13 protein-coding genes are annotated in these 14388 nt (G+C 34.6%); 1 reads left to right on the forward strand and 12 read right to left on the reverse strand.

Annotated elements, in window-relative coordinates; translation table 11 throughout:
* From ACGK9U_RS09285 to ACGK9U_RS09305, 5 genes are all read right to left on the reverse strand, one after another.
* On the reverse strand, positions 1-549 hold the full coding sequence (locus tag ACGK9U_RS09285; RefSeq protein ID WP_394466097.1) for a BfmA/BtgA family mobilization protein: 549 nt from the start codon (positions 547-549) through the stop codon (positions 1-3).
* A 430-nt stretch (positions 550-979) separates the two neighbouring features.
* Entirely contained in the window at positions 980-1177 is a 198-nt protein-coding gene (locus ACGK9U_RS09290) for a hypothetical protein (protein WP_394466098.1), read from the reverse strand.
* 11 nt (positions 1178-1188) lie between these two features.
* A complete protein-coding gene (locus ACGK9U_RS09295) occupies positions 1189-1569 on the reverse strand; it encodes a DUF6876 family protein (RefSeq protein WP_394466099.1) in 381 nt (126 codons plus the stop codon).
* Positions 1570-1643: 74 nt separating this feature from the next.
* A complete protein-coding gene (locus ACGK9U_RS09300; RefSeq protein WP_394466100.1) occupies positions 1644-2000 on the reverse strand; it encodes a single-stranded DNA-binding protein in 357 nt (118 codons plus the stop codon).
* A gap of 667 nt (positions 2001-2667) precedes the next feature.
* Complete coding sequence (locus tag ACGK9U_RS09305; RefSeq protein WP_394466101.1) at positions 2668-4236, reverse strand: ParB/RepB/Spo0J family partition protein; 1569 nt, start codon at positions 4234-4236, stop codon at positions 2668-2670.
* Between the two features lie 201 nt (positions 4237-4437).
* Between ACGK9U_RS09305 and ACGK9U_RS09310 the strand changes: the two genes are divergently transcribed.
* The gene (locus tag ACGK9U_RS09310) at positions 4438-4566 is read left to right on the forward strand and encodes a hypothetical protein (protein WP_394466102.1); all 129 of its coding nucleotides are present in this window, start codon (positions 4438-4440) and stop codon (positions 4564-4566) included.
* A gap of 390 nt (positions 4567-4956) precedes the next feature.
* Here the strand turns inward: ACGK9U_RS09310 and ACGK9U_RS09315 are convergent, their stop codons facing one another.
* From ACGK9U_RS09315 to ACGK9U_RS09345, 7 genes are all read right to left on the reverse strand, one after another.
* Positions 4957-5748, reverse strand: a complete 792-nt coding sequence (locus tag ACGK9U_RS09315) for a gluconate 5-dehydrogenase (RefSeq protein WP_394466103.1) — start codon at positions 5746-5748, stop codon at positions 4957-4959.
* Between the two features lie 5 nt (positions 5749-5753).
* Positions 5754-6932 carry a mannonate dehydratase gene (gene uxuA, locus ACGK9U_RS09320; RefSeq protein WP_394466104.1) on the reverse strand — a complete coding sequence of 393 codons (1179 nt, stop codon included), beginning with the start codon at positions 6930-6932 and terminating at the stop codon, positions 5754-5756.
* Between the two features lie 18 nt (positions 6933-6950).
* A complete protein-coding gene (locus ACGK9U_RS09325; RefSeq protein ID WP_394466105.1) occupies positions 6951-7778 on the reverse strand; it encodes an SDR family oxidoreductase in 828 nt (275 codons plus the stop codon).
* Positions 7779-7789: 11 nt separating this feature from the next.
* Entirely contained in the window at positions 7790-8932 is a 1143-nt protein-coding gene (locus ACGK9U_RS09330) for a DUF4861 family protein (RefSeq protein WP_394466106.1), read from the reverse strand.
* Positions 8933-8983: 51 nt separating this feature from the next.
* Positions 8984-10030, reverse strand: a complete 1047-nt coding sequence (locus tag ACGK9U_RS09335; RefSeq protein WP_394466107.1) for a GntR family transcriptional regulator — start codon at positions 10028-10030, stop codon at positions 8984-8986.
* 362 nt (positions 10031-10392) lie between these two features.
* Positions 10393-12825 carry a hypothetical protein gene (locus ACGK9U_RS09340; RefSeq protein ID WP_394466108.1) on the reverse strand — a complete coding sequence of 811 codons (2433 nt, stop codon included), beginning with the start codon at positions 12823-12825 and terminating at the stop codon, positions 10393-10395.
* Positions 12826-12922: 97 nt separating this feature from the next.
* Positions 12923-14386 carry a sulfatase gene (locus ACGK9U_RS09345; protein ID WP_394466109.1) on the reverse strand — a complete coding sequence of 488 codons (1464 nt, stop codon included), beginning with the start codon at positions 14384-14386 and terminating at the stop codon, positions 12923-12925.
* Positions 14387-14388 lie beyond the last annotated feature (2 nt).

The raw sequence follows: 14388 nt of genomic DNA on the forward strand, positions 1-14388 counted from the left end.
TCAGTCCAGTTTTTGTTTAAGAGCCTCTAGGGCTTCCTTGGTGATGTTCCACCTATAATGTCCAATGCCAAAATTGTTCTTTACATATTTTACTTTTTTAAGCAATTCCTTAGTGTCCCGTTTCATTTGGTTATGGGTTTCTTGGGTTTTGTAATAGGCATTTTTGTAATAGGTCAGTTCTTCATTTTCGGTTACGAGTGTTGGTGTACCAAAATCAAAAATGGTTTCTGATTCCTTTTCAATGGATGCGGTCTCTTCAAAAAGGGATTGCAAGATGGCTGTGGTTGGTTTATGGTGTATCTTTTCAATGTTTTTGATGATGGCGATTACTGCATTGGAACGTTTGATGATCTGTCCTTTAAGGGTTGAAATAGTATCGCCTAAATGGTCTTCCGGGGATACGCCATTGCTTTCAAAAAAGTTTACCATGTGGTACAAGGTCATGGACTGTGATTTGGAAATTGCTCTACAGTAATTCCTAAAGCGTTTAGCCACCGAAGTTTTTATACTTAAGCTTTCAAACTTCTCCTTTTCATATCCTTTGTCCATTTTTCCGTGATAAATTTGTTGGTTTTACTGGGCTGCGGCGATTTTTCCGTGAAAAGCCGCAAAACACCCCATTTTAAAAACTGCTTGAATCCCGCTGATGGCTAGGGATTCCACTAAAAATCAAATACTGTAACGGCGCTTTGCGTGTTACCCTCTTGCTCTTCCTATTTTGTCCCGTAGGGACCAAAATTTCCAAACAACCTGATTTAAAAAATCAGTTGCTTTTTTTTGTATCCCTACACTTTTAAAGTTATGCCTTTAGCTTGTAAAATGAAAATGCGATCTATTCCTAAATGATTGGTTTTGGATGTATATTTTATGATTCTCTATAAAATGTTAATTTTGAACGTCAGATGCTGGTTAAGATTTTGTTAGGCATCCAATAAAAAAGACCTTTAAAAAATAAAGGTCTTGGGTTTAAAATTTCAATTTAAATATTAAAAACATAATCGTAGGAATAGAGGTTTTTTATGGCTTCTTCTTCCAAAAGCGTTTCATATTCCAAATGATGTGCTTTGGCGTATCGTTTCAAATCATTTCCAAATTTTCGTTCCACATCTTTTTTGGAAACCGAAACCAATCGCTGTTGGGTCTCGCTATCTAAATTATTATAATTGAGATATACCATGATACCGTTTCTTAATATTCGCTTGGAAGCATGAGTGTATTGTTTACATAGTACAACCGCAATTCATCCAACGGAAAATCGGTTACATTATAGCGGTGCGCTTCCAAAATGGTATCATTTCCATCACCATAAAATATGATGGCTTCACAACCTTTCTTTTGCTGTTCTGCTTCTGAAAGGCGTTTAAAGTCTATGGTAATAAAATGGCTTTTATCCATCAAACTTTTGGCTATCACCGATGCATCTGTTATCAACCAAAAGCAGGACGCTTTTTCTGCTAAATAATGTATACCTTCCGTAAAGCGTGTCTGTATTAATGGTACTTCAAAAAATTGTGTGCTGCCGCAAAACTGTTGCAGGGTTTCTTGTAATGTTATAATTTTGTTGCTCATTATTTCTTTTTTTTTAAGGATTTAAGAAAAACAGAGGGTGTAAGGTAAAAGGGTACACCCTCTTTATTTTTCATTTAGTCATTTGAGGTGTCCTCATCTTTAGTTCCCAGTAGCAGAATTTCATTAGCTACCACTTCGGTTACATAGCGTTTTGCTCCGTCTTTATCTTCGTAGCTTCTTGAGGTTAATTTACCTTCAAGTGCCACTTCTTTTCCTTTGCCCACATATTTTTCTATAATGTCAGCAATCTTGCCCCAAGCTACGATGTTGTGCCATTGGGTATCTTGTTCTTTTTCACCTTTTGAGTTTTTGTAAAATGCATTGGTGGCGATTGAAAATTTAGCGATTCTTTTACCGCTTTCTAGGGTCGTGATTTCTGGCGTGTTCCCTACGTTGCCAATTAACTGTACTTTGTTTTTAAGCGTACTCATAATTTAAAAATTTAAAGATTAATATGGACCTATCTGAACCTTTCAGAAAGGCTTTGTTATTGATTTACTTATTATATCCAGAGCGTTTTCCTTCTTTGTTTTTTTTAATTTGTGTTTCGCTTCCTTTTTGGTGATTTTGTAAGATTTCATAAGATTTATTTTAGATTTACTTCCCATAGAGCCGACGCTGTTACCTTCTTTTGTTGCTTAGTACTTTTCAATATTCAGTTTTGTGAAGCCATATAAAAAGTGCGAGGGTAGCCTGCGCTGAGCGCGGTCGAAGCGAGCCTGGTTATGCTGGCGTTCAAAACTGAATGTTGTTATTTTGCTGTCAAAAAAAGGTATGGCGGTGTTGGCTTACGGATGTGGGTCTAAATCCGTTGTGAAATACCAAAGCATGGGAAGTGGAACACTATAATTATTACACTCTTGTTTTTTTAGCGGACTTAATTCACGCTTTTTACTTGGAGTGAAGTGGTCCTTTCCAGCGGAGCGGAAAGGGTTAACGGAATGAAGAGTCAAAAGTGGGGATTGTGTCCAAGATATTTTAATGAAGCGCTTTTCCTGAAATGGAGCCTTTCGCGACATGCAGGGGAATGTGCTGCAATGGGTTTTATACGAAATTTAAAAAGCCACTAATCATCAAATGGACAATTAGTGGCTTCAATTAAGACTTCACCGAGTTTTTGAGTTTTGCAATCCGTTCTTTCTGTCGGCTTAATCGCTTATCGGCAATGGCCTTTTGTTCTGTCTCAAAATCTGCGATTGGAATACTTCCGAAACTTTCGGCCAGACTTCTTAGTGCCAGTGCTTCACTATGTATGGGCAACGATGATTTAAAGGCATCAAAACCTACATTGTTAATGATAATGGCCATATCATCTTTGGTCAACTCCATAAGGCGTTTCAGCAGTCCGGAAGCACCCTCTGTTTCATATTTGTCTATCTCTAACAGCTTGCCATAGTGTTCCTTTTTTGGCCAACTTAGTGCATTCCATAGTATTAATCTGCCTACTTTTTCTGTGGCATCACTATAGGTGTGTTTTCCAAGTACTGTTAATTCCTCGGTCTCACACATGGTTTCAATGATGCGCTTATGCACTTTTTCTGCATCCAGTTCCAGCATACGTTTTGCTCTGGCATTGATTTTTTCAATTTGAACATTGACACATGCTTTGCTTTTAGGATCCAACAGGGCTTCTTCCTGTTTTTTGGTCAATTTGATTGCTGCATAGTGTCCTCGATCATAACCGTTAAGCCAAAAACCCTGAATTTTATGTTTCCGTTTATCCTCACCATGAATGGTTTCAAAATCATCATAATTTACCAATACTTTGATATCAAGTTTTTTTAGTTTTTCTGACAGTTCCCCATCCATATCTTGATTTTTGGACCTTATTAAATAAATGGACTCGGCCGTATTGATGATACGGTCTATCTCGCTTTGTATGTGCTTTTCTGTTTTACTGGCAAAACATAGATGATCGAAACATCTATCATCTTCCTTGACATCGGGAAACAAGGAACCGTTTGCTCCGGAACGCTTCGGGCAATCGATACAGGCGCCTGCTTTCCTTATCAGGTTTTCGTCAAGTGGATTAAAAACCGCTTTTGATAACAGTGCCGTAATGTTTGAATCGATATAGCTTTGCAGCTGTTTGGCCGATTTGATCCCACCACTCCAATCACTGGCATTTTCAGCTACTTCTTTTTGATATCTCTTATCCAGTCGCGCAATGATCAATGCCTTTGATAGATTAATATCATCTCTATAGAACAGCTTTTTCCATTCAGCATTTAAATTATTCAAACTCAGCCTTTGCAGAATGAACTTCTCAGACTTGGCTATTTTGATGGCAATATCTTCAATACGGAAATGCCCTTTGTCAATCATCAGTCTAAAGGTTTCTGCTTCACGCAAGGGATGCACATCCTCTCTTTCTAAATTCTCAATAATTTGAGCCTCTAAGGCTTCTTGATCATTCAAATTTTTGATTTGTACGGGTACGGATTCCATATCGATGCGTTTGCAGGCTCTGAACCGTCTTTCACCACAGACCAGTTCATACCCTTTCGCTATTGGTCTTACCAATAATGGTTGAAGCAGTCCATTATCCTTGATGCTTTCTGAAAGTTCTTGGATAGATTGTTCGTTGAAATCGCTTCTCGGATTGGTTTTACTTGTTGAAATCTCAACCAGATTGACTTCTTTTAAATGTTCGGTGATTGTTTCCATAATTTTATAGTTTTGATTAAACAATATTTGAGTGTTAACCAAACGGAAGACAAAATTTTGGAGTGGAAAGGAAACGTATAAATAGTGAGGAACGAACGGCTTTATGCCGTCCCTTTTTCGAGAAATATTTTGCGAGTTTATATTTCGGGGATATTGTTATTTATATCCTCTATTTAAGAGGGTACAATTTCAAAATTTTTCATGGTGTATATTGTTAAAGGAGCTTCACATGCTATTGGTTTAAATAGAACGGTTGACAATAATGTGAACCCTACTGAAATTTTGCGTTGTGGGTTAACACATGAATACAAAAACTACGATTATCAATAGGTTAGTGGTTTAAAACATGGAATATAGCTAGACATACTGCCAATGGCGAGAATAAAAATTAAATAGTATAATTTGAACTAGGTTGTAAATTTGTTTTTTTTAGAAAACAACATCAAGGGTATTTACTGTCAAAATGATTTATATCTCTCTAAATTTATATCCTGTTATTCAAATTTTACTGCTTAAATCAATTGATTGAGTAATAATTTAATAGAATATCTTATACATATTAAATCAAATAAATCCTAAACTCATTAATGAGAACAAATAAAAAACAACGAGGTGTATTAAAAATTATCATCTATTTTTAAGCCCTTTGAAAACTCAAAAAATGTGTTTTTGGATAGTTTCTCTCTCCTAATTGTTTATTTGGTGTATAAGGGAGCGATTTTAATTTTCGTTTGATGGTTTTCCTATAGTGGCTAAAATTCCTCCATCCACATAAACTATATGACCATTTACAAAGTCACTGGCTTTTGAACTTAAAAATATAGCTGCCCCTTGTAAATCATCAGGGTCTCCCCAACGTGCAGCTGGTGTTCTATGAATAATGAATTCGTTAAAAGGATGTCCATCAATACGAATTGGTGCAGTTTGGCTTGTTGCAAAATACCCTGGACCAATACCGTTAGTTTGAATATTGTACTTAGCCCATTCTGTTGCCATGCTTCTAGTAAGCATTTTCAAACCTCCTTTGGCAGCAGCATAAGCACTTACAGAGTTTCTTCCTAATTCGCTCATCATGGAACAAATATTGATGATTTTTCCACCACCTCTTTGAATCATACCCTTAGCTACTTGCTTAGATACAATAAAAGGCCCAACTAAATCAATTTTAATGACTAATTCAAAATCAGGTACTTCCATATCGATGATAGGAGTCCTTTTGATAATTCCAGCATTGTTGATTAATATATCAATTGGTCCCACCTCTGTTTCAATTTTAGCAATAGCTTCAGCAACCGCTTTTTCATCAGTTACGTCAAAAACGTATCCGTAGGTCCTTAAACCTGCCGCTTTATATTCTTCGATAGCTGATTCCAATTCGGGGGCAGTATTATTATTAATTACAAGAGTTGCTCCTGCATTCCCCAACCCTTTTGCCATTGCCATACCTAAACCGTGAACCGCCCCAGTTACCAAAGCTGTTTTCCCAGTTAAATCAAACAAATTTATAGACATCTTTTTTATTTTAAAGTTTTTATTATTCCCAATTCTAATCCTCTAAGCTCAGCTAATCCACGTAAACGCCCAATGGCAGAATAGCCCGGATTTGTTTTTTTATTCAAATCATCCAGCATTTGATGACCGTGATCAGGTCGCATAGGGATTGCTGTATCTCTCATACCTAAAGCTTTTCTCCTTTTTTCCTCTTCGGTAACTGCTTTAACTACACCAAACATATCAACATCACCTTCAAGATGATTTGCTTCATAAAAATTCCCTTTTTCATCACGCTTAGTGCTTCTTAAATGTAAAAAGTGAACTCTATCAGCAAATCTTTTGAAAATTTGAACTAAGTGATTATCCTCTCTTGCCCCTAACGATCCCGTACAATACGTAATTCCGTTTGATCTATCTGGAACCTGAGAGAATAAATGCGCATAATCCTCTTCAGTACTGACTACTCTTGGCAATCCTAAAATAGGATATGGCGGATCATCAGGATGGATACACATCAATACATTATTTTGTGAAGCCACAGGAATTATCTCTTTCAAGAAAGAAACTAAATTCTCTCTTAATTTGTCGGCATCTATTTCAGCATAAGTATCCAATACATTTTGAAATTGTTCTAAAGTGTACCCTTCTTCAGCTCCTGGCAAACCAGCAATAATGTTTTTAATAAGTTTTACTTTTTGGTCTTCTGAAAGTTTCTCTAAATATTCTTTAGCTTCCTTTTTTTGAGAATCTGAGTAAGATTCCTCAGCATTTGGACGCATTAACAAATACATTTCAAAAGCGGCAAAAGCTGTTGTATCAAAACGCAACGCTTTAGAACCGTCTTCAACAACAAAATCCAAATCGGTTCTTGTCCAATCCAGAACCGGCATAAAGTTGTAACATACAATCCCTATACCGCATTGTGCTAAATTGGCAATACTTTTTTTATAGTTCTCAATATACGTTTGATAATTCCCTGAACGTGTTTTAATATTTTCGTGAACCGGGATACTCTCCACTACACTCCAGGTAAGACCATTTTTTTCAATAATACATTTTCGCTTTTTGATTTCATCGATTTCCCATACAGTTCCATTAGGAATATGATGTAAAGCCGAAACAATTCCTGTTGCTCCTGCTTGCTTTATATCTGATAATGATACAGGATCATTTGGTCCGTACCAACGCCATGTTTGTTCCATTTCTAAAGCATCCTTTTATTAAACACCACTATAAGCTGAAAACCCTCCATCTATAGGAATCACAACACCTGTTACGAACGAAGACTCATCACTACATAAAAACATTGTTGTACTTATCAAATCTTCAGGCATACCAAAACGTCCCATAGGAGTTTGATCAATAATTTGCTGACCTCTTTGCGTTAAACTTCCATCGCTATTAGTTAACAAATTTCTATTTTGTTCGGTTAAGAAAAACCCAGGAGCTAGGGCATTTACCCTTACATTAACTTTAGATAAATGAACTGCTAACCATTGTGTAAAATTAGAAACTGCTGCTTTTGCCCCACTGTATGCTGGAATTTTTGTTAAAGGGGTAAAGGCATTCATTGATGAGATATTCAAAATGTTACATCCTTTTTTACCTATCATATCTTTAGCGAAAACTTGAGTCGGTAAAAATGTTCCCACAAAATTTAAATCGAATACAAATTTAATGCCTTCAGTATCTAAGTCGAAATATGTTTTAAAACCTTCAACTTTTGACATTAAATCCTCCTCATACAAAAATGAGTTCGATGTAGTCCCCAATGGATGGTTACCACCTGCTCCATTTACAAGGATATCAATTGATCCTAATTTTTCATTTATTACTGTTTTTGCTTGCTCTAAAGATGGTTTTTCCAATACATTGGCAGCTAAGGCTATAGCTTTACCTCCTGTGCTTGTAATATCATCTGCAACTTTTTGAGCTAGCTCAATTTTTAAATCTAATACAGCAACTTTATGTCCTTGTTTTGCAAATGCTTTAGCAAGCGTACTACATAATACCCCTCCTGCACCTGTTAACACTACTACTTTACTCATTTTGTAATATTTTAGTTATTTTTTAATGTTTTAATATTATTTGAATATGTTACTTCTAATGATTTAATCTCTGACATAGATCTAAAATCTTTCAAATAATTAAACCATTGTGTGTTACTAGTAAACTCCCCCGCTCTATCCCATGCAGCACCAGAATAATAAGTAAAAACCTTGTTTAAAGGCACTTTAAATACTGCCAAGTACTGATCTTTCCTTGCTTTCATTTCATCCATTTTCAAAGGAATAACTACCCCAACTCCTGTTGTGCCATACTTTTCATAAGTTGGTTCCCAATAACCCAAAACACCTTTTTGTTTATCAAACAGTACATGACCTTCTTCTTCTCTTTTTATAATTCCTACAGCAATGGGAATCCTTCCTTTTGAGGATGAATAATAATGTACTTCAATTTTATTACATTGTGAACCCGCATCTAAAGTTATCGTTTTTGTTGCCCTAACTTTATACTTAGCAACATCCCATTCATCAAAATACAGCTTAAATGTAGTGCGTAATGGGCCATTATCCAACACTTCATACTTTGTATAGTTTTTAGAATACCATATGCTATCGTTTAGAAATGGAGCACAATTTCCTGCACCTAGAGTGTAGCCTACATGATAATAATCTAAACCATCTCCATGATCTTCGTGATATTTACCTCTTTTGTAGCGCTCATTAATTATCATTTTATCAGTACGCTTAACCCACACATCAATTCCATATGCATTTTGCTTAGGTGTAAGCTCTAGTGCTTTGCCATAAGTACGAAAGGCAATTTTATCGTTCTCCCATGCAAAATCATCGGCACGCTCAGGAACAAATCGAGCGAAGGTTTTAACTTTAAAATCTGAAGGATTCTCTTCTAGTAAGGTTAATTCTAATTTTTCCTTTTGCTTTAAAGTTAATTGAATCAAAACATTTATAGGTCTTTTTATTCCTTTGTATTCTAACTGGTACGGTAGCTCTTTCTTAGTGTTTTTATTAATAATTTTAAAATTCCCTTCACTTAACCAGCTAAAATGGTTTTTTATTTCTTTAAATTTTAGCTCTATTACTTTATCATTATAATCAATTCGGGTGTTATTTTTAATAGTGATTGTTTGGGACGTAGAAACATTAAAAGACATACAGCTTAGTAAAATTACAACCATTAATCTTATCTTATTTATATGATACATTATACACATTTTAAAATTTTCGATTTAAATCGAGTTTCTAAATACCAAACTAAAAGGGTTCTTAACTTTTCCCTTTTTATTGTTTATTATCATTTCCGCAGCCGTTTTACCCATCTTTGAGAAATCGGTTGAAATGACAGATATGTTTAACAACCGCTTAAATGGTGTTTCATTATAAGATATCACACCAACATTTTTTGACATCTCAAAACCTTTAACATCAATTAAATCAATTAGTTTAACTAAATCATCATCAGCAATAACAACAAATAAATCTCCTTCATTAATGATATTCTCCTCTTCTATTTTATTAAGGATTCTAAAATCAAATAAATGTGCATTGCAAAATTTCATAAAGCCAAAACATATTTTATCTAGATAAGGGTAAGATTCTCCCTTGGCTATTATTAAATTTAATCTAGTATATTTTGCTATTTTTTTTAAACCTGATTTTAATGCATTGTATATATCATTTTCAAAATCTTGATATATTTCTATAATGTCACCTTCAATATGTAAATCATTATTATCCATAATAATTAGCTTTTCAGCAGGAATTTTTTTTAAGGCTTTTATTGATTCTTTTCTGAGATGAGTTTGCTTAGAATTTAAAGATTTAAAATGTGGCAGTATCACATAATAATCGTATCTATTGTTGTTTTTTTCAAGTAAACTCAAAAAAAGTGTTTCATCACAATGGTAAATTTCAAAATCAGTATGATATTTTTCTCCTATTGACTTAATAAAGGAATAATATATTTTTAACTTATAAGGGCTTAACTTATTTATTAGGAACAGAACATTAATTTTTGATATTAGTTCGGTTGAATTAACATAAACACCCTTTCCCTTTTTACCTATAATTACCTTCTTCTTTTTTAAAACATTATAAGCTTTTTCTACTGTATCTCTAGAAATATTATATTCTTTACTAAATGAATTTATAGATGGTAACCTTTCGTCTATTTTAATATTTCCCTTTGATATATTTAATGTAAGACTGTTTACTATTTGTAGATACATAGGAACTACGTCATCTTTAGTAAATATTATATCTTTAAGTAAATTCATCTAAAAGCTAATTTAAATCACAAGACATAATGCTATTTGTATGATGCCTGATAGATTCATTAAAAAATTGAAACTATTATTTAAACTATTACATAAGTATACTTACACACTAAAAATAATATGCTTAGACGATGTGAAGAATTTTTACATGTAATTAACGTTATTAAAAATTCATTTCCACATAAATAGTCTATAACAAGTTTAAATAAATTCAAAGTTAAGGATGATAAATTCTCTGACTGTCCTGTTTTATATGGGTAGGAATAAAAAATAAATCTTTAGAAATAATGTGGTTTATCCTAATCTCGTTCTTCATGGCAATTTACAAAAGAAAAAAGGGAACAAAGCAAAAAATTTGCTTACTAATTCTTATAAATATGAAAGGCATTATTTTCATTATTTGCTTCAATATAAAATTTTTCAAATTGAATTTTTTTACCTTCACCAATATACAGACTTACAATCCTTTTAGCTTTTACTTCTTCCACTCTCACAATGCAAAAATGACCTTCAAATCTTAAATTTAATTCAGCATTAGTATAAATTGCATCAGGTTTATTTTGAGAAATAACATAATCAGTAATTAAGGATTTATCTACTTTAGATATTACTTTTACTCCCACTATTTTATCACCATCTTTTAAGGGTGTAACACTTTGTATGCTTGTATCACTTGTAATTGAAGGTTCTAGCACTGCTATAAATGGTCTATCCCAAGCCTCACCGGTTTGTCTTATTGCAATTAATTGAGTTTTCTTATTTACATAGCCCTTTTCTGCTTCTCTGGTTGGTGGTGTTAATCCTTTTGTATATTCTCTTGTAACGCCTTTTGGCACAAACATATGCATGTACCTATTATCAAAATTTATTTTAAATGTTACCTTAACTCCATCGTTTATGGGTTCTGTAACCTGCGTGTTTTCAAAATAACGCCAGCCAGGAGATTGCACAGGGTCGCCAATATCATTTTTATAGCGATCTGTTTGCTTCAGATTCAAAACATTTCCTTTCTCATTTTTTATGATGGTTTCATCACCAATATTGTGATAAATATAATCGTGAAATTTATTTTCCTCTAATGATTTAGAACGAAAAACATCTAAATAATATGCTGATTTATCACTAGTTCTAATAATGCTTAGTGTGCGTTGTTGGTCGCAGCTATTAACCTCATCTTTTAATAGTTGAGTAGCAAAACTGAAATTTTCACTTATGGGTTCTTCTAAATGTTTAGGTTCTGCTGCTATGTTTTTAGTGGTGTTTTGCCAAACAAACGAGTTTCCTTTCCAAGATCCTTCGTCCAAACCATGCGAAGTTCCGTTAACAATAACCGTATTATTGCCAGCATACAATCTAAAATACTTTTCGTGAAGTGGAATTTGTCTCTCTTTTACCGTTGGGGGCAAACCTGCATTTGGCGCCATAATATAGCCTGCACCATACAACTCCATGGAAATTCCCGTAAGGTGTGAATGTACATAATGCGCACCACCAATAATACCTGTAAGGCCATAAAGTTCGTTAGCCGTTTCTGTTAAGTTACGTTGTAATGCAATGCCGGCATGTTTGACTATAATGGTTGGTCTATTAAAATCTATGCCTTTTTCAATTTTATCTGGAATGGGTTGCCCCCAAAATAAATCCAATGGCTGAAAATTATTAAAAATACCATCATCAAGTTTTGGTTTATACCCTCCTTTAGCATCATAGGCTTGTTTTAATGCCATTTGTGCTTTTTGTTTTAAATCTGAATAACCCCGTCGTTCTGCAATACTTAAAGTGTATCTGTAAAGATCTTCGGTACCATCGTTATTTCGTTTTGAATCGCCAAATCGAACAAATTTTCTATTAGGATGCCTTAAATAATCAAACAGAAAATTGCCATATAGTATGTGCTGATAGTCTTTAGTGACATCCATTTCCGGATACACACGATCTACAATATTTAATGTCATTGTAATAATAGGCATGAAGCTATAACTTGTAGATTCTGGCCAAACACCTTGTTCTCCAAACATAGGAAGAATGGTGTTTTTAAATGAGTTTTGGTGTGCCGTTCCTTTTTCCCAAAACACATGAAATAAACGATTACGCTCTGCATCATTTTCAATACAAAGAAGACTAAACAAAGCGCCAGAAGCTGTAAGTATAGGATGGTTTGAAATTGTTTTACCATGCTGATCTGGTTTTCTATACTCCTGCAACACATTACCAACCACGTTTGCCATTGCTTTTTGAGCTTTTGCATTATCAAAAGGTACTCTAATTCCCTTTTGTTTATTAAAGACTGTTGCGTTAGGCTGCTTTAAATAGTTGTAAATAAAATCATAGGTTAAGGCAAATGGACCGTAAGTGGTTCTCGGGTCGAAAAATTCGTAACCACATATGGTTGTTGTTTGTGGCGTTTTTGGTGCAATAACATCTATATAATATTCTAAAATATCGGCCGCAAACTGGGCATATTTTTCTTCCTGAGTTAAATAATATAACATTCCTGCTTCTGAGGCAAGTGCTAAAACCTTATTATGCCCTGCCGCCAAAGGCCCTGCTTTTTGCTCAGAATTCTCGTGATCGTGTTTTGCAAAATTGGGAATTGTATTTAAAATGATATTCGGATCTTTTAAATGTAATTTCAACTTGGTATCTACCCGCTCATGCAACTGGTCTACAATGCTTTTAGCCCAATCATATTTTTCGATATTTTCAAGAATTCCTGCCCGCTCTTCCGCTGTTACCCAAATGACTGGATGTTTTAACGATTGTGCGTAAGTTGAAGACATCAATATTAAATTCATTAATACGAATGCTTTAAAAATTTTAAGTAAGGTATGAATCATTATTTCTATTATTTATCTGCGCCAATTACATGAATGTCTTTCCCATCGGAACCATTTATTCGCTTTTTTGGTTTACAAAATACGGTTGAAAGGTATAAGAAGAATTTGCATCCCATTTTTCATTGGTTTTTGGAAGGAAATGTTTCAATTTTTCAATTATCTTTTTGTATTCAGGAAACTTAGCAAGATTTGTAAATTCGTTCGGGTCTATTTTATGATCGTATAATTCTTGTGTTCCATCTTCATACTGGGTAAACCTGAATCTGCCATGATTTACCGAATGGTTATTCATGCCATAAGTTGTTAAGGCGTATGTTTTAGTTTCAGGTTTATTGCCGTGCATTATTTTAACCAAACTTGTCCCTTCATTTTTATCGTACGCTGGCAAACCGCATAACTCTAAAAGTGTTGGATATATTGATAGCATTTCAACCGGAGCATCAATTACCTTTCCTTTGGGTAAGTTTGGACCAGCAAATAGTAGTGGTGCTTTGGTTGCCGAATCCCACAAGCCGTGTTTGGCAAACGTGCCTTTTTCACCCAAACGGTATCCATGATCGGACCATAAAACAATCACCGTATTTTTGGCATATTTGCTATTTTCAAGTGCTTCCATAACGCGTCCTATTTCATAATCTATATAACTAACACAAGCTAAATAGGCTTGAATGATTTTTTTCCATTCTCCAGATTCGATAGCCCATTCGGTTGAAGGCATCATAGGTAAATCGTTGATATCTAAACCAATTTGCGGAATATCCTTTAAATCATCAGACAAATAAGGAGCCACTTGAATGCTTTCCAATGGGTGCATGTCGAACCATTTTTGAGGCACATAAAGCGGTACATGTGGACGAAGAAACCCTAATCCCATAAAAAATGGTTTTTCATAATCTTTATTCAAACGCTCAATTGTCCAATTTACCGATTGGTGGTCTGGCATTTGCTCGTCTCGCTCAGGAAACGCGCCCCAATCGGTACTGGTACGTCCATAATTTTCTCTGTCTGAAGTTCCAAATCCATCCCACACAAATCGCTTTTCTGGCAGTGGGCCAAAACCTTTTTCTCTACCACCTTCTTCATCAAAAACACCTTTAGGTGCAAAATTGTGAAATAGTTTTCCGATTCCCATAGTATGATAACCGTTATTTCTAAAGTATTCGGGCAAAAAGGTAATGTCATTGGTAGCAGGGTTTTCTGAACGTATTTTTTCATCTGAAATCATACCGTAAATACCCGTGGTTGAAGGCCGTAATCCTGTCATAATTGATGCACGTGATGGTCCGCACAATGGCGCTTGACAATGCGCATTTGAAAACAGCACACCCGCGGCTGACAATTTATCAATGTTCGGTGTTTTGGTATTGGAGTAATTATTTAAACACCCTAACCACGTATTTAAGTCATCAACTGCTATGAATAATACGTTAGGCCTATCTGATACGACTTTAGTTTGGGCGTGAATTATAACGGTACCTATAAAAAGGAAAAACACGACTACTTTATTTATTTTTTTCATTT

This window comes from Mariniflexile sp. HNIBRBA6329, from assembly GCF_043558645.1.
In the GTDB taxonomy this organism is placed as follows: Bacteria; Bacteroidota; Bacteroidia; order Flavobacteriales; family Flavobacteriaceae; genus Mariniflexile.

What these genes read in the sequence shown, in the direction of transcription:
- ACGK9U_RS09285 (WP_394466097.1), bottom strand. Translation starts at nt 549, where the DNA reads ATGGACAAAGGATATGAAAAGGAGAAGTTTGAAAGCTTAAGTATAAAA.
- ACGK9U_RS09290 (WP_394466098.1), bottom strand. Translation starts at nt 1,177, where the DNA reads ATGGTATATCTCAATTATAATAATTTAGATAGCGAGACCCAACAGCGA.
- ACGK9U_RS09295 (WP_394466099.1), bottom strand. Translation starts at nt 1,569, where the DNA reads ATGAGCAACAAAATTATAACATTACAAGAAACCCTGCAACAGTTTTGC.
- ACGK9U_RS09300 (WP_394466100.1), bottom strand. Translation starts at nt 2,000, where the DNA reads ATGAGTACGCTTAAAAACAAAGTACAGTTAATTGGCAACGTAGGGAAC.
- ACGK9U_RS09305 (WP_394466101.1), bottom strand. Translation starts at nt 4,236, where the DNA reads ATGGAAACAATCACCGAACATTTAAAAGAAGTCAATCTGGTTGAGATT.
- ACGK9U_RS09310 (WP_394466102.1), top strand. Translation starts at nt 4,438, where the DNA reads ATGGTGTATATTGTTAAAGGAGCTTCACATGCTATTGGTTTAAATAGA.
- ACGK9U_RS09315 (WP_394466103.1), bottom strand. Translation starts at nt 5,748, where the DNA reads ATGTCTATAAATTTGTTTGATTTAACTGGGAAAACAGCTTTGGTAACT.
- uxuA (WP_394466104.1), bottom strand. Translation starts at nt 6,932, where the DNA reads ATGGAACAAACATGGCGTTGGTACGGACCAAATGATCCTGTATCATTA.
- ACGK9U_RS09325 (WP_394466105.1), bottom strand. Translation starts at nt 7,778, where the DNA reads ATGAGTAAAGTAGTAGTGTTAACAGGTGCAGGAGGGGTATTATGTAGT.
- ACGK9U_RS09330 (WP_394466106.1), bottom strand. Translation starts at nt 8,932, where the DNA reads ATGGTTGTAATTTTACTAAGCTGTATGTCTTTTAATGTTTCTACGTCC.
- ACGK9U_RS09335 (WP_394466107.1), bottom strand. Translation starts at nt 10,030, where the DNA reads ATGAATTTACTTAAAGATATAATATTTACTAAAGATGACGTAGTTCCT.
- ACGK9U_RS09340 (WP_394466108.1), bottom strand. Translation starts at nt 12,825, where the DNA reads ATGAATTTAATATTGATGTCTTCAACTTACGCACAATCGTTAAAACAT.
- ACGK9U_RS09345 (WP_394466109.1), bottom strand. Translation starts at nt 14,386, where the DNA reads ATGAAAAAAATAAATAAAGTAGTCGTGTTTTTCCTTTTTATAGGTACC.